Genomic DNA, 18,216 nt, shown 5'->3' with positions numbered 1-18,216 from the left:
GATGCCACTCAAGACAATTTAACGACCTCCACCGGAATTCACGATGCAACGCGACAACCTGACGATCGGCGTGATGGGCTCGGGCAAGGAACCGTGGCTCGCGTATTCGGAGCCGCTCGGCGCGTGGCTCGCGCACACCGGTTTCAATCTGCTGACGGGCGGCGGGCAGGGCGTGATGCTCGCGGTCGCGCGGGCGTTCGCCGCCGTGCCGGCGCGCGCCGGGCGCTCGATCGGCATCCTGCCGACGCAAGCCGATCCGCACGCGGGCTTCGTGCCGCTCGACGGCTATCCGCATCCGTTCGTCGAGATCCCGATCCTCACGCCGCTGCCGCGCCGCGAACCGGGCGCCGATCCGCACACGATCAACCGCAACTACGTGAACGTGCTGAGCAGCGACCTGATCGTCGCGTTGCCCGGCGGCCACGGGACGGCCGAGGAAATCGCGCTTGCGCGGCGCTGGCGCAAGCCGCTCGTTTGTTTCGGCCCGGACGGTGCGTTCCGGGAACTCGCGCCGGGCGCTATGTGCACGTCGTCGCTCGATGACGTGATCCGGTTCATCGAAGCCACGTTCGCGCCGGCGCCTTCGCGCGCGGAGCCCGCGCCGCGATAGTCGCGTTGCGCGGCGGCCGTGCGCTTTCGTTATCGTGCGGCCGAGCGGCGGCGCGCCGACGGTCACGACGCCCTGGATCATTGTTCATCCGATCACGAAACGGTGTGGCCGAGTGCGGCGCCCGAGCTCACGAGCGAGGCCGCGCAATGGGACGACGGCACATCATCGGGGCCGGCGATCCGGTCGTCGGCGCCACGTACGACGGGGTGGTCGGCTCCGACGCGGGTACGGGTTCGGAATACCCGCCGCAGTGGCTGCGACGGGTATTCGTTCGGATGGCCGTCGCTGGCGGAATGGGCGCATACTCGGAACGTTCAACCCGATCGAGCAACGATGGAGATCGACATGAACCGACTGCAACCCATGACGATCGCATTGCTCGCCACATCCGGCGTCGCCTTGCTATTCACGCAGCAGGCCGCCCGCGCCGCCGATAGCGGCGACACCGCGCCATGTCGCGCATCGAGCGCATCGAGCGCGCCGACGCCCGCGATCCCGTCGTTTGCGTTGCCCGGTCAGGGCGGGGCCGCCGGCATATCCGGTTCGTCGGTCCGCAGTTTTTCCCGCCAGGGTTGCGCGGGCGCGGTCCTGCAGGGCGAACACGGCACCGCGACGGTCAACGGGGACAGGGTCGAGCTGAAGGCCGGCACCGTCTACGTGAACGGCGTGTCCTACGGTTCGGTGACGCCGGCGCAGACGGTCGAATACGATGTCGCGCGCGGCAAGCGCACGTTGCGCGTGGATGGCGACGTGCGGATGCCGGCGGAGTAACCGGGCCGCCCGCAACACGACGCGGGCGGGACAAGTCGCCGTCGCGCATTCCGACCCGTTCCTCTGACGTGAGCAAGCGGGTCGCGATGCTCGAGACGAGCCTCGGCATCCGCTTGCTGCACCGGTCGACGCGCCGCGTGGCGGTCACGGACGCCTGCAGCGCGTGCTGCCGGGCGTCACGCAGCCGGCGAACGTGTGGGCCGTGTATCCGGCGCGGCTCGCGCAATCCGCGAAGGTGCGTGCCTGCGTCAATTTCCTGAAGGAGACGCTCGGCGGCTGATGCCGCGCGAACGCGGCTCAGGTCTGCCTCGGGTAGCGCGCTGCCATGCCCGTGCGCACGTCCTGCTGGATGCCATATTGCGCGAACGGATCGCGCAGCCCGTTTTTCGCCGGCGCTTCCATTCCCGTGATCGCCTGCCCGAGCGCCGCAGGCGGCAGCGCCATCAGCATCCCGTCGTCGAGCATGCCGCCGTAGCGGCGCTTCGCATCGCACGGGATCGACAGGCTCGGTTCGCCGGTCGCGAGCACGCGGCTCCGCGAATCCGCACACGCCGACTCGCCGACTCGCCGACGACGCGCCAGTCGAAGCGCTTGTACCCCGACCACTGCAATCCGTTGATGAAGTCCGTCGTCGCGCCCGATGGCCGGGCCATGTCTTGGCCTGGCCTGCGGCCCGTTCCGACGAGTGGTGACATCCGGCGCGGCAGCCCGCCATTGCGTGTCATACCGGGGTGGCGTCGCGGCGCGCGCGTCAGTGCGCGAACGTCTCGACGAGCGCGTCGACGACGACGCGCACCCGCGCCGTGCGGGCAAGATCCTGATGGAGTACGAGCCACGTCTCGTACGGTTGCGCGCGCTGCCGTCCGGGCCAGACGCGCACCAGTTCCGGATCGCGCCGCGCGAGGTACGTTGGCAGCTCGCCGAGCGCGAGGCCGGCGCGCACGAACGTGGCCAGCATCAGGCTCGAATCGAGTTCGGCCACGATGCGTCCGTCGGCGGCCGATTCGCCGGCGAGCGTGTCGTGCTGCCGTTGCGTGACGCCCGGCTGGTAGCGCGCGATGTCGTGGCCCGCGAAGCGGCTGCCGGGGCGCGGCTCGCCGAAGCGCTCGAGATAGCGCCGCGTCGCATACAGCCCGACGTCCCAGCGCGCGAGCAGCCGCACGATCAGGTCGGGCGGGTCGGGGCGCGTCGTGCGCACCGCGATGTCGGCCTCGCGGCGCGCGAGGTCGAGGACGCGCGTCGTGGTGCTCAGGAGCACGCGCACGTCGGGATGGCGTTGCTGCAGGCGCTCGATCGCCGGCACGACGAAGTCGACCGCGAGCGCATCGGTCGTGGTCACGCGCACGTCGCCGGCCACGCGCGCGTCGGCGCCTTCGCTGCGCCGCTCGAACGACACGGCCAGCCGTTCCATGCCCTCGGCGGTGTCGAGCACCTGCCGGCCGCTGTCGGTCAGCACGAGTCCGCCGGTGGTGCGCAGGAACAGCCGGCTGCCCAGCGTGCGCTCGAACGCGCCGAGGCGTCGCCCGACCGTCGTCTGGTCGATGCCCAGTTGCTCGGCCGCGCCGCGCAGGGTGCCGGCGCGATGCGCGGCGAGAAAAATGCGAACGTCGTCCCAGTTCATGTCGTGCCGAAGTGATGCGAATTTGCAGGTGAGGCGTGCGATTTCGTGCATTTTCACATGCCCGGCCGATCTCTACCATGCGGCGCCTGAGTTCAATCACATGCGCGCCGGCCGGGCCGGCGTGCGAGGAGCCTTGTCATGCCGCGTCTTTCCCTGATTCTCGTCGTCGCGATGCTGAGCGCATTCGGCCTCGTCGCGTCGGACGTCTACCTGCCCGCGATGCCGGGCATGGCCGCCGATTTCGGCGTTGCCGGCTGGCGGATGCCGCAGACCGTGTCCGCGTACCTGCTCGTGCTGGCCGTCGCGCAGCTGGCTTACGGGCCGCTGTCCGATCGTTACGGCCGCAAGCCGGTGCTGGTGGCCGGCATCCTGATCTACATCGGCGGCTCGCTCGGCTGCGCGTCGGCCGGCAGTTTCGCGGCGTTCGTCGTCTGGCGCATGGTGGAAGCGGCCGGCGCCGCGGCGGGGCTCGTGATCGGCCGCGCCGTGATCGCGGACACCTGCGACACGCGCGTGTCCGCGAAGGTCTATGCGGTGGTCTATCCGCTGGTTTCGCTGTCGCCGGCGCTCGCGCCCGCGATCGGCGGGCATCTCGCCGCGTGGGCCGGCTGGCGCGCCGATTTCGTGTTCGTCGCGGCATTCGGCGGTGCCGCGCTCGCGAGTACGCTCGCGTTGCTGCCGGAAACCCGCCCCGCGCATGCCCGTGCCCGCACGTCGCCGTTCGCCGGGTTCGGCCGCGTACTGCGCGATGCCGCGTTCCGCCGCTATACGGCGGTGGTGTGTGCGATCTACTGCGCGTGGTTCGTGTACCTGACGCAATCGCCGTTCCTGTTTGCGGCGGCGGGGCTGGACGAGGCGCGCCGCGGCTGGCTCTACCTGCCGCTGACGGCCGGCATCATCGTCGCGAACATCGCGGCGAAGCGTCTGCTGGACCGCTGGCCGTACGATCGCATCGTCGCGGCCGGTATCGCGTGTTTCGTGCTCGGCGGCGTGGCGTTCGGCATCGCGGGCGCGTGCGGGATCACGGGCGTCGGGGCGATCGTCGTGCCGATGTGCATCGTCAGTCTCGCGAACGGTTCGTCGCTGTCGCTGGCCGTATCCGGTGCGGTGGCGGGCCGGCACGGTCATGCGGCGACCGCGTCGGGGCTCGTGGGCTTCTGCCAGATCGGCAGCGCGGCGCTGGTCGCGACGGGCGTCAGCACGATGGCCGGCACCGGCCGGACGGTGCTGACGGTGTCGATTCTCGTGCTGTCGCTCGTCGCGCTGGCGGCGTGCGTGTCGCGGTCGCCGGTCGCGGGTTCGGTCGATCCGGTGTGATGCGGAAGCGGGAAGCCGGGCCGGGCGCGGTGTCGAGTTGCCCCGTAATGACGGCAAGGGCGGGGAAGTTGGCACGCCGTCGGCGGGCGATGACGGCGATCGTTCCGATCGCAGTGACCGGCGTGCCGGAGGCCGCGACGCTTATCGCGCGAGTCGCCGCGCGCTGGTGCCGATCACGTTGGTCAGCAACCGCACGATCGTCAGCGCGGTCATCTCGCGCACGTCGAGCGCCGGGTGATATTCGACGATGTCGATCCCCGCGAGCCGCGCATGGGCGCACAGGTGGCGCAGGATTCCGCGCGTCTGATGGAACGACAGCCCGCCCGGCAGCGGCGCGACGACGCCTGGTGCAATGGCCGGATCGAGGCCGTCGATGTCGACGGTCACGAACCACGGCGCATCGTCGGTCAGGTGCCGCGTGACGGCCGCGATGCCTTCGTCGTGCACGACGTCCGCCGGAACCAGCACGTTGCCCGAGCGCAGCGCGTCGTCGACGTCGCTCGCCCGCGCGCTGCCGCTGCCGCGCAGCCCCACCTGGACGATCCGGTTCACGAACGGCATCTCGCGGATGCGCCGGATCGGGCTCGAATAGCCATGCCGCTCGCCGTTCACTTCGTCGCGGAAATCGAGGTGTGCGTCGAACTGCAGCACGTTCACCGGCCCGTGTTCCGCGAATGCGCGCACGCACAGCGCCGGAATCGAATCGTCGCCGCCGAGCACGATCGGGATCGCGCCGCGCGCCAGCAGCGACGCGACCGCGGCGGTCACGGCCGCCGCGTTGCGCGCGACGTCGAGCGTGCCGGGCAGGTTGCCGCAGTCGACGCAGGTCGCGTCGGTATCGCCGAACAGCGTGCCTTGCAGGTCGAAGTCGTAGTGCGCGACCTGCCGCCCGTAGCGGAAGCTGCGCTCGCGCACGCGGTCAGGTGCGTTCGACGCGTCGCAATGCAGCAGCGCCGGGCCGTACGGCACGCCGTAAGGCGCGCCGAGCACCGCGAACGTGGCGCGGACCTTGTCCGTATCCGGCTCGATACCCTGGGCAAGAAACGGTACCTTCGGTGAATCGCAAAGCATGTTGTCCTCGTGAAGTGGTCGCGGGTAATCGTGCGGCCGTCAGTCGGCGATGACGTGTTCGAGCACGTCGTCGCGGATCGGGCCCAGCATGAAGATGTAGATCAGGCAGCCGATGATCGCCATGATCGACGCCGAGATCAGGCCCGGCGTGAACGAGCCGGTCGCGTCCTTCAGCAGCCCGATCACGGCCGGGCTCGCGATGCCCGCGAGGTTGGAGATGCAGTTCTGGAAGCCGGCGACCGTGCCGGCCACCGAGCGCTCGCCGCGTGCGGACACGTCGGCCGGCAGCGCGAGAATGCTCGACGTCGCGACCGATACGCCGAAGAACGCGATCGACAGGAGCAGCAGCGCGAGCCATGCCTGCGTCGCGAGCCCGGCGAGGCCGATCGTCGCGCTCAGCGCCATCCCGACGACGATGCAGACCTTGCGCGCGACATTCAGTCCGTAGCGGCTAGCGGCGATGCGGTCGGAGATCCAGCCGCCGACCCACGAGCCGACCAGGCCCGCGAGACCCGGCAGGATCCCGTAGAAGCCGAGCTGCAGCAGGCTGAAGCCGCGTTCCTTCACGAGGTAGGTCGGGTACCACGTGATGAAGAAATAGACGACGTAGCCCTGGCACGCGAAGCCGAGCGACATCGCCCACACCACGCGCGACGTGAACAGCTCGCCCCATTTGATGCGGACCGGCGCACGCTTCCCGGTGGGGGTGTCCTGCCCGACATGCTTCGCTTCGGCATCGTTGACGAAGCGGTTCTGCGACGGAAACTCGCTCGCGACGCACAGCCACACGACGACCCACACGAGCCCGATCACGCCGGTGAAGATGAACGATGCGCGCCAGCCGTATGCGGTGATGATCGCGGTGCAGATCGGCAGCGCGATCAGCGTGCCGCCGCGTGCGCCGCAGTCGTAGATGCCGGACGCGAGGCCGCGTTCGGTCGGCGGAAACCAGCGCTCGACGAATTTGGTTGCGGACGGGAAGGCCCCGGCCTCGCCGACGCCGAGCAGAAAGCGCAGGCCGAGCAGCGATGCGCCGCCGCGCGCGAGGCTCGTCGCCATTGTGAAGGCCGACCACCAGACGACCGCGCCCGCGAACACGAGCTTCGCGCCGAACTTGTCGACCAGCATCCCGGCCGGGATCTGGCACGCCGCGTAGGTCCAGAAGAAGGCGCCGAGGATCAGACCCGATTCAGCGGACGACAGGTGCAGCTCCGTATTCATGTACGGCAGCGCGACCGCGAGGTTCGCGCGGTCCATGTAGTTGGTGACGATCGCGAGGAACGCGAGAAACACCATGAACCACCGGAATTTCGTGGGCTTTTGCGCCCCTGAGTTCGATCTTGTCTGCATCGTTGTCCCCTGACTGCGCGGATCCGCCGCTCTTGTGTTCAAAGGCGTGATTTCAGCGAATTCCGCGCTGTTCCGCCAATACATTGTCGGACCGGAGTCCATAACCGTGGGTTATGCTCTCGCGATGGCGAAGCGTCTGAAGGAGAGGACATGGCAAGGCGAACGCTCAACTATCACCAGGTGGAGTTGCTGTACGAAGTGGTCCGGTGCCGCACGCTGACGGCGGCCGCGCGCAATCTGCACATCTCGCAGCCGGCGGTGACCAAGCAGCTGAAGCTGCTCGAGGAGAGCCTCGGCGTCGAACTATTCAAGCGCGAAAAGGGCCGCTTGCTGCCGACCGCCGAAGCGATCCTGCTGTTCGAGCAGACCGAGCGGACCAATGCGAGCCTGCACGCGCTCAACGAACTGGCCGACGGGCTGCGCGCCGGCACGCTCGGCCGTCTCGGCATTTGCGCGTATCCGGCGGTGACGGAGCGGTTGCTGCCCGAGGCGATCACGGTGTTCCAGGCGAAATATCCGAAGGTGTTCGTCGAGGTCGCGATCGAGAATGCGGAACGGATGCTCGATCTGGTCGAGAGCCAGCAGATGGATCTCGGCATCTGCGCGCCGTTTCGCGCGATGCGCAACGTCACCGAGCAGCACCTGCTCGATTCGACGATCGTGTGTGCGATGCGCACCGACGATCCGCTGGCCGCACGGCGCACGGTGACGCTCGCCGATCTCGAGGAAGGCGGGCTGACGAGCGTCGATGCGCTGGAAGACATCCCGGCGCTCGAGGCGCTGCTGTCGGCAACCGAGAACCGGCACGTGATCCAGGCGCGCGTGTCGAGCTCGGCGCTCGCGTGCCGGATGGTGCAGCTGGCCGGGCGCCGCGCGATCGTCGATAGCCTGACGGCCGCGTCGATCGATGCGACGGGCCTCGCGTTCGTGCCGATCGACACGATTCCGCCGCGCCGGATCGCGATGCTGCGCCCGTCGCTGCGGCCGGGGAGCGCGCTGACCGAAGCGTTCTGCCGGATCCTCGAAAGCCAGGCGAAGCGCCTTCAGGCCGACATGACGCGCCGGTGCCGCAGTACCCGGCGCGGGGCTGCGCAGTCCTGATTCCCGCTTCGCGAGCGACGCATGCGGCGTGGCCCGTTCCGGCGCGCGGCGTCTCTCCGTCCGGCGACGTCGCCCGGGCGCGGCGGCGCGAACCGCGTACGTCACGCCGGCTTCGCGCGCTTTCGTGCATCATGCGACTGCATCGGCCCGTCGAGCAGCAGGGTCGTGCCATTCCTTGCGTCCGCAACCGATCCGGAGAACCGACCGTCATGCATTCGAACCCTTTCCGCCTGCGCCGCGCCCGCCTGCTCGCCGCGCTGACGCTCGCCACGACCGCCTTCGCCGCGCAGGCGGCCGACTGGATCGTGTCCGGCAACGACGGCAAATACCAGCGCGTCGAAGGGCGCGACACCTATCTCGCGTCGCCGCCCGCCGATACGCTGACGCTGCTCGACGCGAGCGTCTTCCCGCCGAAGGTCGCGTTTCAGGTCGACGTCGAGAACGGCATCCAGGGGCCACCGCAGGCCGTCGCGATCGCGCCCGACGCGAAAGTGGCGCTGGTCGGCGCGCCGACGCGCTACGACCCGGGCGCGAAGCAGCTCGTGTACGACACGTTCCTGCAGGTCGTGAATCTCGACGCGTCGCCGCCGGCCGTCACGCGCATCGAACTCGGCACGCATCCGCAAGGCATCGCGATCGACCGCGCGGGCCGGCTCGCGCTCGTCGCGAACGTCGACGGCAGCGTGTCGATCCTGCGGATCGACGGGGCGCACGTCACGCTCGACGGCAACCTGAAGATCGGCAAGAAGCGGCTCGCCGGGATCAGCTTCACGCACGACGGCAAGCATGCGCTCGTGTCGTTGCGCGACGAGCAGGGCGTCGCGGTGCTGAACGTCGACGACGGCAAGGTGACCGACAGCGGTACGCGGCTGAGCACGGGCGTCGCGCCTTACACGATCGACGTGTCGAGCGACAACCGCTGGGCGGTGGTCAGCAACGTCGGGCTCGCGGGGCTGCCGGGCTACACGGGCACGCTTGCGGGCGACGCCGATTCGATCGCGCTGATCGACGTATCGCACGTGCCGTTCCGCACGGTCCAGTACCTGACGGTGCCGTCGTTGCCGGAAGGCGTCGCGATCTCGCCGAACGGGAAGTGGATCGCCGTGCAGGCGATGGACGGCTCGAACCTGACGCCCGACAACCCGGGCCGCCACGCGCGCGGCAAGGTGGTGCTGTTCGAGATCCGCGACGGCCATGCGGTGCAGACGAGCGAAGTGCCCGGCGGCGAGGCCGCGCAGGGGATCGTGTTCACGGCGGACAGCAAGCACGTGATCGTGCAGTTCAACGTCGAGCGGCAGCTCGCGCTGTATGCGGTGGAAGGCGGCAAGCTGCGCGATACGGGCAAGCGCATCGCGCTGTCGGGCGGGCCGTCGTCGTTGCGGACGTTGCCGCGGTGACGGGCCGCGCATGAGCCGGAACGGCATGCGCGTCGTTCCGGTTCGTGCGTGCGAGAGCGGGCCTGCGGTGACGAACGGGGCGCGGGGGCGTGTGGCGGCGCGTGTGGTCGAGCGAGGCCGCGGCGAGCCGATCGGGCGCCGGCGTGCCGCCGCTGGCCGTTACGGACGCAGCAAGTCGAATCCGCCGAACACGACCACGCCGCTGAGCGCGATCATCGCGACCGAGTGCTGGCCGAAATAGAGAATCGCGGCGGCGAGCCACGTCGTCAGGCAGAAGGCGCCGATGCGGGCCATCGTGAGTACCTCGAGATGCGTGATGAAGCGTGTGCGCGGCGCGGCCGTTGCTTCGTCGCGTCGACGCGAGCGCCAAGGCACGCGACGTGCCGGCGCTGGACGAGCTGGCGCTTGTGCTCGACCGGGCGGGCGCCGATACGAACGTGCCGTGCGGCGCTGCGGGGAGCTGCCGACGTGTGGCGCCAGCAGACCAGCCGGCGATTTTACCAGCGCGACCGGAGCGCCAATCTGGCCCCTTCGGGAAAATCGGCGTCGCTAAAGTTACATCGGACGAATGCCGTAAACCGATTGGAAGGTATTCCCGAGCAACCGATACGAATCGCAGACCCACGACGGACCGACACGATGCAGATCGATCTCTCTTCAGCCGCGCAGACCCCGCTGACCACCGGCAATACGACCGCCAGCCCGTCCGGCGCGGCCTCGACGTCTACCTCCACCTCGACGGCCTCTGCCTCGGCGTCCTCGCCGACGAGCGGCGCCGCGTCGTCCGACGCCGCGGGCCAGACGCCGGGCGCGTCGGGATCGTCGGCGGTGGATCCTGCTGTCGCGCAGTTGAAGCAGCTCATCGAGCGCTTGCAGAAACAGCTCGCGCAGCTGCAGCAGCAGATGGCGAATGCCGGGCAGCGCGCGAAGAACGATCCGGCCGCCGCGATCGAGCAGCAGTCGCTGAGCGCGGAAGCCAGTTCGATCTCGGCCGCGCTGTCGACGGCGATCGCGCAACTCACGCAGGCGATCGAGCAGACGGGCGGCTCGACCTCGGGCGGCCTGGTGTCGACGCAGGCCTGACGGGCCGCCGCCGCGCCGCATGTGCCGGCGCGGGATGATCGCGCGCGACGCGCATTACAATCGGAAGCTCGTCTCCCCGCGACAGGACGGCAGCACGATGAATGCGCCATTCACCGACGACGACCTCATCCGCTTCGACACGCAGGGCGGCACGCCGCTGCCGCCGGCCGACACCGCAGGATGGCTGGACCATGATGGCGCGCGCATCTGGCACGCGTCGTTCGGCCAGGGCCCGCCGGTCGTGCTGCTGCACGGCGGCCTCGGCCACGGCGGCAACTGGGGCAACCAGGTGCCGGCGCTGCTCGCGGCCGGCTATCGCGCGATCGTGATCGACAGCCGCGGTCACGGCCGCAGCACGCGCGACGACCATCCCTATTCGTACGACCGCATGGCCTCGGACGTGCTCGCGGTGCTCGACGCGCTGCACATCGGCCGCGCACGCTTCGCCGGCTGGAGCGACGGTGCGTGCATCGCGCTCGTGCTGGCGGCTCGCGCGCCGGATCGTGCGGCCGGGGTGTTCTTCTTCGCGTGCAACATGGATCCGGGCGGCACGAAGGAGAGGGTGCCGAGTCCGTTGATCGAGCGCTGCTTCGCGCGGCACCGGAAGGACTACGCACGACTGTCCGCGACGCCCGAACAGTTCGACGCCTTCGTCGCGGCCGTCAGCGAAATGATGCGCACGCAACCGGATTACAGCGCGGCCGATCTCGCGGCGATCGCCGTGCCGGTCGCGATCGTGCAGGGCGAGCACGATGAATTCATCCGCGTCGAGCACGCGGCGTATCTTGCGCGCACGATTCCGGGCGCGACGCTGACGATCCTGCCGGGCGTCAGCCATTTCGCGCCGCTGCAGCGGCCCGCGCTGTTCAACGCCGCGATGCTCGCCTTCCTCGATCGCTTGCCGGGCTGACGTTCGGCAAGCCGACGCACTCGCTGCATAAGATTTTCTTTATGCTCGCGCAAAAATTCATCGATTGTTGGCGCGCGGCCGGCGGCGGATAGTCCTGCTTCGCCGGGCCCGCCGCCATCGCCGCGCGGCGCATCGGGCCCGGCGCCCACGCAAACCACCGACATCGAAGGAACCGCAACCATGCGATTCGACGCGATACGCATCGCCGCGACGCTGTTCGTCGCCGCGTGCGCCGCCACCACGGCCGGCCGCGCGGCCGCCGCCACGCAGGACGACATTCACGACATCGTGACGCGCAACGTCGCGCCGCTGATGAAGCAGTACGCCATTCCCGGCATGGCGATCGGCATCGTCGCCGACGGCAAGCCGTACGTGTTCGACTACGGCGTGATGTCGACGCAAACGGGCAAGCCCGTGACCGGCGACACGCTGTTCGAGATCGGCTCCGTCAGCAAGACGCTGACCGCGACGCTCGCGTCCGATGCGCAGGCGCGCGGCGAGCTGTCGCTGTCGGACCCGGCCGGCAAGTATCTGCCCGCGCTGCAGGGCAAGCCGTTCGGCGGCGTGACGCTGCTCGAGCTCGGCACGCACACGCCGGGCGGCATGCCGCTGCAGGTGCCCGACAGCGTGCGCGACGATGCGGGACTGATGCGCTATCTCGACGCGTGGCGGCCCGCATACACGCCGGGCACGCGCCGCACGTACTCGAACGTCGCGATCGGGATGCTCGGGCGGCTCACCGCGAAGGCGATGAATCGCGATTTCTCCGTGCTGATGGAGCAGCAACTGTTCCCCGCGCTCGGGATGATGCATACGTATATCGACGTGCCCGCCGCACGCCGGGCCGACTACGCGCAGGGTTATACGCAGGACGGCAAACCGATCCGGATGACGGGCGGCATGCTGTGGCAGCCGGCGTACGGCGTCAGGACGACGGCGGCCGACCTGTTGCGCTTCGTGCAGGCGAACATGGGGCTCGTCGAGACGCCGCCGCCGCTGCAGCGCGCGCTCGAACGCACGCATACCGGTTATTTCCGTGCGGGGCCGCTGACGCAGGACCTGATCTGGGAACAGTATCCGTATCCGGTCGCGCTGCCGACGCTGCTCGACGGCAACGCGCCGGCGATGCTGCTCGACGCGACGCCCGCGACCCGACTCGAGCCGCCGCTCGCGCCGCGCCAGGACGTGTGGATCAACAAGACGGGTTCGACCAACGGCTTCAGCACGTATGTCGCGTTCGTTCCCGCGAAGCGCGTCGCGATCGTGATGCTCGCGAACCGCAGCTTTCCGATCGCGGATCGCGTGAAGACGGCATACCGGATCGTCGAATCCGTGACCGGCAAGCCGTAACGTCCGTCGTGCCCGCCCGGGGCGGAAGTGCTTATGATGGGCGGGCTATCCGGTGCGCGACGTACGCGACGCCGGTCGACGGAGGGCAATCGCTTGAGTCTCGTATGGGATGGAGTCATCGGCGCCGACGTGCTCGACGCCGCACACGTCGCGAACCGGCACGCGCTGGCCGACGCGGCACGGAACGGCGACTGGGCGACGATGCTGGCGCTCGCCGCGCGCGCGCCTGATCTCGTCAACGCGACGCGGCCGGGCGGCACGTCGCTCCATGCGCCGCTGCACCAGGCCGCGTACGGCGGTGCGGCGCCGACGGTCGTCGCCGAACTGCTGCGGCTCGGCGCATGGCGCATGCTGCGCGATGCGCAGGGCCGGCGACCGGTCGATATCGCCGTCGCGCGCGGCCATCGCGCGCTCGTCGACCTGCTGACGCCGCAGCCGAAGCGCAGCGTGCCGCACGACGCGCTGACGCACATCCAGCGCCATTTCCACGCGATGATCGCCGGCCGCATCGCGCACCTGCGCGTCGATGCGCTACGCTTGCCCGAACTCGAACCGCTGCTCGAATTCGACGCGCAAGCGCCGCGCATGTGGTTCGCGGTGCCGGGCATGTACGGCGGGTTCGGCTATGTGCTGCAGGCGGACGGCGATGCAACGACGCTCGTTTCCACAAGCTGGAGCCGGGTGGCCGGCGGCTCGGGGCAGCGGCACGCGATCACGGCGAACGGCTGTACGCTGGTCGAAGAGGGATTCGTATGATGGGTCGGGTAGCCCGCTGATCGATGCCGGCGGCGACAGCGGCACCGTCGCCGGCCGGTGCGCCGGGGCGGCGTGAACTCGCCCGGCCGGGTGCCGCTGAAGGGCCGCTCAGTTCCCGTACATGTCGAAGTCGAAATACTTCGACTGGATCTTGTCGTACGTGCCGTCGCCGCGGATCTGCGCGATCGCGCGGTTCAGTGCGTCGCGCAGGTCGGTGTCCGCCTTGCGCACGCCGGCCGCGTCGCCGTTGCCCATGATCTTCGGGTCGAACACGACGCCGCCTGCGAACGAAAAGCCCTTGCCGCGCGGCGTCGACAGGAAGCCGAGCTGGCCCTGCACCGCATCCATCAGCACGCCGTCGACGCGCCCGGTCACGAGGTCCGCATACGCCTGGTCGTAGCTCGGGTACGGCACCACCTCGACCTTCGCCGCCGACCATTTCTCGCGCGCATAGGTTTCCTGGATCGTCCCCTGCTCGACCGCGACGCGCTTGCCGGCGAGCTTCGCCGCCTCGGGCAGCAGCCCCGAGCCGGTGCGCGCGATCAGCCGCGTCTGGTTGCGGTACAGGCGATCGGTGAAGCCGATCTGCTGACGGCGCTGTTCGGTCGCGGCCATCGACGACAGGATCACGTCGAACTTGCGCGCCTGCAGCCCCGGAATCAGCCCGTCGAAGCTGCTCGACACCCATACGCATTTCGCGTTGAGCTTCGCGCACAGCGCGTTGCCGAGATCGATGTCGAATCCTTTGACGCTGCCGTCGGTCGCGGTCGATTCGAACGGCGGGTAGGTGGGGTCGACGCCGATGCGGATCGTCGTCCATTCCTTCGCCGAAGCGAGCGTCGCGAAGGCCATCGCGGCCGCGGACAGCAGTATCGTGATGCGCGTCTTGTTCTTCATGATCAGGCTCCGTTCGTGTGGACTAGCGTGGGGGGGTGCGGGCCGCGCGTCAGCTCGGGAATTCGCCGCGCCGGAAATCGTTCGACAGTTCGAGGGCGTCGGCCATCTCGCCGACGGTGACCGGCTTGATCGGCGCGCGGATCCGGTAGTGACCCACGTCGCCGACGTCGCGCTGCTGTACGTCGGCGATCAGTTCGCCGACGGTGGTGCCGCACCAGCGTCCCTGGCACGGGCCCATCCCGCAGCGCGTGAACGCCTTCATCTGGTTCGGCCCCTGGCAGCCGAGCGCCGCGAGTTCGCGGATCTCGCCGGCCGTGATTTCCTCGCAGCGGCACACGATCGTGTCGCCGTCGGGGCGCCGCAATGCGGCGCCCGGCGTGTACAGCGCATCGAGCAGCGGACGCACCGCGAGATGGCGGCGCAGTGCGTGCCGCACCGGGCGTTCGCGTGCGTGTTGCGCCTGGCGATCGAGTGCGCCGAGCGCGGCCGCGATGTCGAGCGCCGATACTTCGCCCGCGAGCGCCGCGGCCTGCGCGCCGCCGATGCCCGCGCCGTCGCCGGCGATCCAGACGTGCGCGACGCTGCTGCGCCCGCGGGCGTCGCATTGCGGACGCCAGCACGCGGCGCGTTCGTCCCATGCGTGCGCGCAGCCGAGCGAGCGCGCGAGCTGCGTCGACGGAATCACGCCCTGATGGAGCAGCACGAGCGACGTGTCGAGCGATTGCGCGACGCCGTCCGCGCCGAGAAAGCGAAGGTGTTGCGCGCGGCCGTTGCCGTCGATGCGCACGTCGGTCGCGCCGCGATAGACGGGAATGCCGGCGTCGCGCACCGTGCGCAGCATGCGCCAGCCCTTGAGCAGATAGTCGGCGCCGCGCAGCGCCGGCAGGGCATGCGGCAGCGCGTGGCGCCATGCGTCGCGCGGCGTCGTGTCGACCAGCGCGCGCACGCGCCGGCCCGCATGCAGCAACTGCGCGGCGAACAGCCACAGCAGCGGGCCGCTGCCCGCGAGCACGGTGTCGGCCGATGGCGCGAGCCCCGACGATTTCAGCAGCGTTTGCGCGGCGCCGACGCCCATCACGCCGGGCAAGGTCCAGCCGCGCACCGGCCACGGGCGTTCCTGCGCGCCGGTTGCAATCAGCACCGCGCGCGCGCCGATTTCGAGCGTGCCGCCCGACGGGCCGCTTTGCGTGAGCATCGCGACCAGTTCCGGTTCGAAGGCGATCTGCCACACCATGCTGCGCGGCAGATAGTGCGCGCCGCTCGCGAGCAGCCCGTCGACGAGCGCGCGGCCCGCTTCGTAATCCTTACCAAGCCATCGCGCGAGCGTCGCGGGCGCGTCCGCGACGTTGCGATAGATCTGGCCGCCGGGCGCGCCGCCTTCATCGGCGACGACGACGGACAGCCCCGCATGGCGCGCGGCAGCAGCCGCCGCCATCCCGGCCGGCCCGGCGCCGACGATCAGCAGGTCGTACTGGCGGCGCGTCATGCGAGCCTCGCCTTGCCGTGCATCGCGCACACCTGCATGCCGTCGCGCACGGGCGTCATGCAGCCCTGCACGTTGGGCACGCCGTCGATTTCGACGAGACAGTCGAAGCACACGCCCATCATGCAGAACGGGCCGCGCGGCGTGCCGCTTACCGCGCTCGTGCGGCATGCCGTGGCGCCGGCGGCGAGCATCGCGGCCGCGACGCTGTAGTGCGCGGGCACGTCGTGCGGCGTGCCGTCGATATGGATGCGCACGCGCTCGAGCGGCGCGGCGGCGGGAACGATGGATTCAAACATGCCGGGCATCCGTGGGCGCGGCAAAGCGCGCGGTGGTGAAGGCGGACAGGTCGGCGGGCGCGGTGTCGCCCGCGATCCACGGCGCGACGAGATCGGCATGCGCGGCCGCGAGCGTTACGCCGCTGTGGCAGATCGCGACGAACGCACCGGGGTGCGCCGTCGACGCCTCGTAGACGGGCAGGCCGTCGGGCGTCATGATGCGCAGCGCGCCCCACGCGCGCACGATGCGTGCGTGCGCGAGCGCCGGGAACGCGGTGCGTGCGCGGCGTGCGATGTCGACCATCGCGGGGCGCGTCTGGCCATCGTCGAAGCCGACGTCTTCGGCCGAGTCGCCGAGCAGTACCGAGCCTTCCGGCGTCTGGCGCACGACCAGCGTCGGATAGTCGAGAAACGGCGCGAGGCGCTCGGTGACCATGATCTGGCCGCGCAGCGGCGAGATCGGCGCGAGCATGTCGACCATCGGCGCGAGCCGGGCGTTGTCGAGGCCGGCCGCGAGCACCACGCGACCGGCTTCGAGCAGGCCCGCGCGCGTATCGATCTCGAAGCGCCCGGCGCGCGGACGAATCTCGCTGACTTCGTTGCGCGGCAGGTACACGCCGCCGTTTCGCACAAACGCCTGCAGCATCGCGCGCAGCGTGTAGAGCGGATTCGCGTGACCGTCGTTCGGCGACCACAGCGCGCCGGCCAGCGCCGGCGACGCGGCCGGAATCCGTTTGCGCAGCGCAGCCGGATCGAGCACCTCGTACGACAGCGCCGCGTCCTGCCGATGCAGCGATTCGAGCAGTGCGGCCGCGCTCTCCAGCTCGGCATCGTGCTCGAAGAGTTCGATCCCGCCCGGGCGCTCGAAACCGCAGTCCACGCCGGTCTCGCGCTGCAATTGCGCGGCGAATGCGCGCCAGCGCCCGGACGATTCGCGCGACCAGCGCGCATAGGGCAGGCAGCGTCCGCCCTTGCCCTGCACCCATACCAGCCCGAAGTTGCCGCGTGCCGCGCGAAACGCGATGTCGTCGCCGTCGCACACGGCGACGCGCTTGCCGAGCCGCGCGATGCCCCACGCGAGGGCCATGCCGACGAGACCGCCGCCGGCCACGACGACGTCGAAGCGGCACGCGGTCATGTGCGGCTCCGGTGGCGGTGGGGCGATCTCTGTGTGTTATGGACCATGATGGCGCGGTTCCTGGCTTCCGTTGCGTTGCGGAACCGATGTTCGGGCAGGCAAAATAGACTGTCCAATACAGCTTGATCAACGACCCATAATCCAATGTTATGACCATGCCTTCGCTGAGGATTCGTCAGATCGAAGCGTTCCGGGCGGTGATGCAGCGTCATACCGTCACGCGCGCGGCACGCGACCTGCATATCTCGCAGCCGGCCGTGAGCCGGCTGATCGCCGATCTCGAGGATCGCGTCGGCTTCGTGCTGTTCGAGCGCGAGCAGGGGCGTTTCACGCCGACCGCGCAGGCGCGCGTGCTGTACGAGGAGGTCGAGCGCGCGTTCGTCGGGCTCGACCGGGTCGCGCAGGCCGCCGAGCAGATCCGCGCGATGCGGCGCGGCACGCTGCGCGTGGCCGGCTCGCCCGCCGTCGCGCTCGACCTGCTGCCGGAGCTCGTCACGCGCTTCTCGGGTGCGCATCCGGGCGTCGACATCACGCTGCTCGCGCACAGCGCGTCGACGGTCGTCGACAAGGTCGCGTCGGGGCAGTGCGACGTCGGGCTGATCGCCGAGCCCGTGCCGCATCCGGCGGTGCGCGGCGAACGGCTCGCGGAAGCGGCGATGTGCTGCATCGTGCCGCGCGGACACCGGCTCGCGCGCAAGCGCGTGGTGCAGCCGGCCGACCTGCGCGACGAACCGTTCATTTCGTTTCCGCCGAGTTTCGAGGCGCGCAGCGCGATCGATCGCGTGTTCGTCGAGGCCGGCGTGTCGCGCGTGCTGTCGATCGAGGCCCAACTGTCGCAGACGATCGTCGCGTTCGTCGCGAACGGCGCGGGCGTCGCGTTGATCGATCCGGTGACGGCTGCGTATGCGGGGCATCGCGTGGCCGTCAAGCCGTTCGAGCCCGTGGTGCCCGATCATTTCTATCTGGTGACGTCGGCATCGCAGCCGCTGTCGATGATCGGCGACGCGTTCTGTGCGGACTTGCGGGACGCGTTTGCGCGGATGCGGGCGTTGCGCGATGCGTAGGCAGGAAGGAGGGAGTCTT

The 18,216-nt window shown here is 69.8% G+C and carries 19 protein-coding genes and 2 pseudogenes; 12 read left to right on the top strand and 9 right to left on the bottom strand.

The features are described 5' to 3' along the window. Positions 1-43 precede the first annotated feature (43 nt). The 4 genes and pseudogenes from BME24068_RS16240 to BME24068_RS16230 all read left to right on the top strand — a co-directional run. Positions 44-610 carry an SLOG cluster 4 domain-containing protein gene (locus tag BME24068_RS16240; protein ID WP_174926658.1) on the top strand — a complete coding sequence of 189 codons (567 nt, stop codon included), beginning with the start codon at positions 44-46 and terminating at the stop codon, positions 608-610. 345 nt (positions 611-955) lie between these two features. Beyond that, positions 956-1,381 carry a sugar ABC transporter ATPase gene (locus tag BME24068_RS16235; protein ID WP_174926657.1) on the top strand — a complete coding sequence of 142 codons (426 nt, stop codon included), beginning with the start codon at positions 956-958 and terminating at the stop codon, positions 1,379-1,381. A 68-nt stretch (positions 1,382-1,449) separates the two neighbouring features. After that, positions 1,450-1,536: pseudogene (locus BME24068_RS35515) on the top strand (LysR family transcriptional regulator); the annotation flags it as partial. After that, positions 1,530-1,661, top strand: a pseudogene (locus BME24068_RS16230) (LysR family transcriptional regulator); the annotation flags it as partial. The pseudogenes BME24068_RS35515 and BME24068_RS16230, both read left to right, overlap by 7 nt. A gap of 17 nt (positions 1,662-1,678) precedes the next feature. Here BME24068_RS16230 and BME24068_RS16225 read toward each other — a convergent pair. Both BME24068_RS16225 and BME24068_RS16220 read right to left on the bottom strand, forming a co-directional pair. Further along, on the bottom strand, positions 1,679-1,909 hold the full coding sequence (locus tag BME24068_RS16225) for a hypothetical protein (RefSeq protein WP_338138556.1): 231 nt from the start codon (positions 1,907-1,909) through the stop codon (positions 1,679-1,681). Between the two features lie 223 nt (positions 1,910-2,132). Further along, positions 2,133-3,002 carry a LysR family transcriptional regulator gene (locus BME24068_RS16220; RefSeq protein WP_096508620.1) on the bottom strand — a complete coding sequence of 290 codons (870 nt, stop codon included), beginning with the start codon at positions 3,000-3,002 and terminating at the stop codon, positions 2,133-2,135. A 138-nt stretch (positions 3,003-3,140) separates the two neighbouring features. Here BME24068_RS16220 and BME24068_RS16215 point away from each other — a divergent pair, with 138 nt between their 5' ends. Beyond that, on the top strand, positions 3,141-4,319 hold the full coding sequence (locus tag BME24068_RS16215) for a multidrug effflux MFS transporter (RefSeq protein WP_174926656.1): 1,179 nt from the start codon (positions 3,141-3,143) through the stop codon (positions 4,317-4,319). Between the two features lie 141 nt (positions 4,320-4,460). Here BME24068_RS16215 and BME24068_RS16210 read toward each other — a convergent pair whose 3' ends face one another. Both BME24068_RS16210 and BME24068_RS16205 read right to left on the bottom strand, forming a co-directional pair. Continuing rightward, positions 4,461-5,390, bottom strand: a complete 930-nt coding sequence (locus BME24068_RS16210; RefSeq protein WP_174926655.1) for an agmatinase — start codon at positions 5,388-5,390, stop codon at positions 4,461-4,463. A gap of 39 nt (positions 5,391-5,429) precedes the next feature. Beyond that, the gene (locus tag BME24068_RS16205) at positions 5,430-6,740 is read right to left on the bottom strand and encodes an MFS transporter (protein ID WP_174926654.1); all 1,311 of its coding nucleotides are present in this window, start codon (positions 6,738-6,740) and stop codon (positions 5,430-5,432) included. 150 nt (positions 6,741-6,890) lie between these two features. On the opposite strand from BME24068_RS16205, the gene BME24068_RS16200 reads away from it, so the two are divergent. Next, entirely contained in the window at positions 6,891-7,841 is a 951-nt protein-coding gene (locus BME24068_RS16200) for a LysR family transcriptional regulator (RefSeq protein ID WP_174926653.1), read from the top strand. 209 nt (positions 7,842-8,050) lie between these two features. Then, on the top strand, positions 8,051-9,238 hold the full coding sequence (locus tag BME24068_RS16195) for a YncE family protein (RefSeq protein ID WP_174926652.1): 1,188 nt from the start codon (positions 8,051-8,053) through the stop codon (positions 9,236-9,238). A gap of 159 nt (positions 9,239-9,397) precedes the next feature. On the opposite strand, the gene BME24068_RS16190 is transcribed toward BME24068_RS16195, so the two are convergent. Next, positions 9,398-9,613, bottom strand: a complete 216-nt coding sequence (locus BME24068_RS16190) for a hypothetical protein (protein ID WP_174926597.1) — start codon at positions 9,611-9,613, stop codon at positions 9,398-9,400. Between the two features lie 264 nt (positions 9,614-9,877). Here BME24068_RS16190 and BME24068_RS16185 point away from each other — a divergent pair, with 264 nt between their 5' ends. The 4 genes from BME24068_RS16185 (at position 9,878) to BME24068_RS16170 (ending at position 13,337) form a co-directional block, all read left to right on the top strand. After that, entirely contained in the window at positions 9,878-10,321 is a 444-nt protein-coding gene (locus BME24068_RS16185; RefSeq protein ID WP_096508595.1) for a hypothetical protein, read from the top strand. 97 nt (positions 10,322-10,418) lie between these two features. Then, the gene (locus BME24068_RS16180; RefSeq protein ID WP_174926651.1) at positions 10,419-11,231 is read left to right on the top strand and encodes an alpha/beta fold hydrolase; all 813 of its coding nucleotides are present in this window, start codon (positions 10,419-10,421) and stop codon (positions 11,229-11,231) included. Between the two features lie 180 nt (positions 11,232-11,411). Next, positions 11,412-12,581 (top strand): class C beta-lactamase, encoded by a 1,170-nt coding sequence (gene ampC / locus BME24068_RS16175; RefSeq protein ID WP_174926650.1) that lies wholly within the window; start codon positions 11,412-11,414, stop codon positions 12,579-12,581. A 93-nt stretch (positions 12,582-12,674) separates the two neighbouring features. After that, positions 12,675-13,337: an ankyrin repeat domain-containing protein gene (locus BME24068_RS16170; protein ID WP_174926649.1), complete on the top strand. Its 663-nt coding sequence runs from the start codon at positions 12,675-12,677 to the stop codon at positions 13,335-13,337. 108 nt (positions 13,338-13,445) lie between these two features. Here the strand turns inward: BME24068_RS16170 and BME24068_RS16165 are convergent, their stop codons facing one another. From BME24068_RS16165 to BME24068_RS16150, 4 genes are read right to left on the bottom strand one after another with little or no spacing between them, the layout of a single operon-like run. Then, the gene (locus BME24068_RS16165) at positions 13,446-14,234 is read right to left on the bottom strand and encodes an ABC transporter substrate-binding protein (RefSeq protein WP_174926648.1); all 789 of its coding nucleotides are present in this window, start codon (positions 14,232-14,234) and stop codon (positions 13,446-13,448) included. Positions 14,235-14,283: 49 nt separating this feature from the next. Beyond that, positions 14,284-15,720 carry an FAD/NAD(P)-dependent oxidoreductase gene (locus BME24068_RS16160; RefSeq protein ID WP_174926647.1) on the bottom strand — a complete coding sequence of 479 codons (1,437 nt, stop codon included), beginning with the start codon at positions 15,718-15,720 and terminating at the stop codon, positions 14,284-14,286. Continuing rightward, positions 15,717-16,016 carry a (2Fe-2S)-binding protein gene (locus tag BME24068_RS16155; RefSeq protein WP_096508601.1) on the bottom strand — a complete coding sequence of 100 codons (300 nt, stop codon included), beginning with the start codon at positions 16,014-16,016 and terminating at the stop codon, positions 15,717-15,719. The genes BME24068_RS16160 and BME24068_RS16155 overlap by 4 nt, the downstream gene beginning before the upstream one ends. Further along, a complete protein-coding gene (locus tag BME24068_RS16150) occupies positions 16,009-17,133 on the bottom strand; it encodes an NAD(P)/FAD-dependent oxidoreductase (protein ID WP_174926646.1) in 1,125 nt (374 codons plus the stop codon). Before BME24068_RS16150 ends, BME24068_RS16155 begins: the two co-directional genes overlap by 8 nt. A gap of 149 nt (positions 17,134-17,282) precedes the next feature. Between BME24068_RS16150 and BME24068_RS16145 the strand changes: the two genes are divergently transcribed. Beyond that, positions 17,283-18,197 (top strand): LysR substrate-binding domain-containing protein, encoded by a 915-nt coding sequence (locus BME24068_RS16145; protein ID WP_096508603.1) that lies wholly within the window; start codon positions 17,283-17,285, stop codon positions 18,195-18,197. Positions 18,198-18,216: the final 19 nt, after the last annotated feature.

This window comes from Burkholderia anthina (assembly GCF_902498995.1).
GTDB lineage: Bacteria > Pseudomonadota > Gammaproteobacteria > Burkholderiales > Burkholderiaceae > Burkholderia > Burkholderia anthina.
The sequence above is the reverse complement of the archived record's forward strand: the minus strand, read 5'-3'. Positions and strand labels throughout refer to the sequence as shown.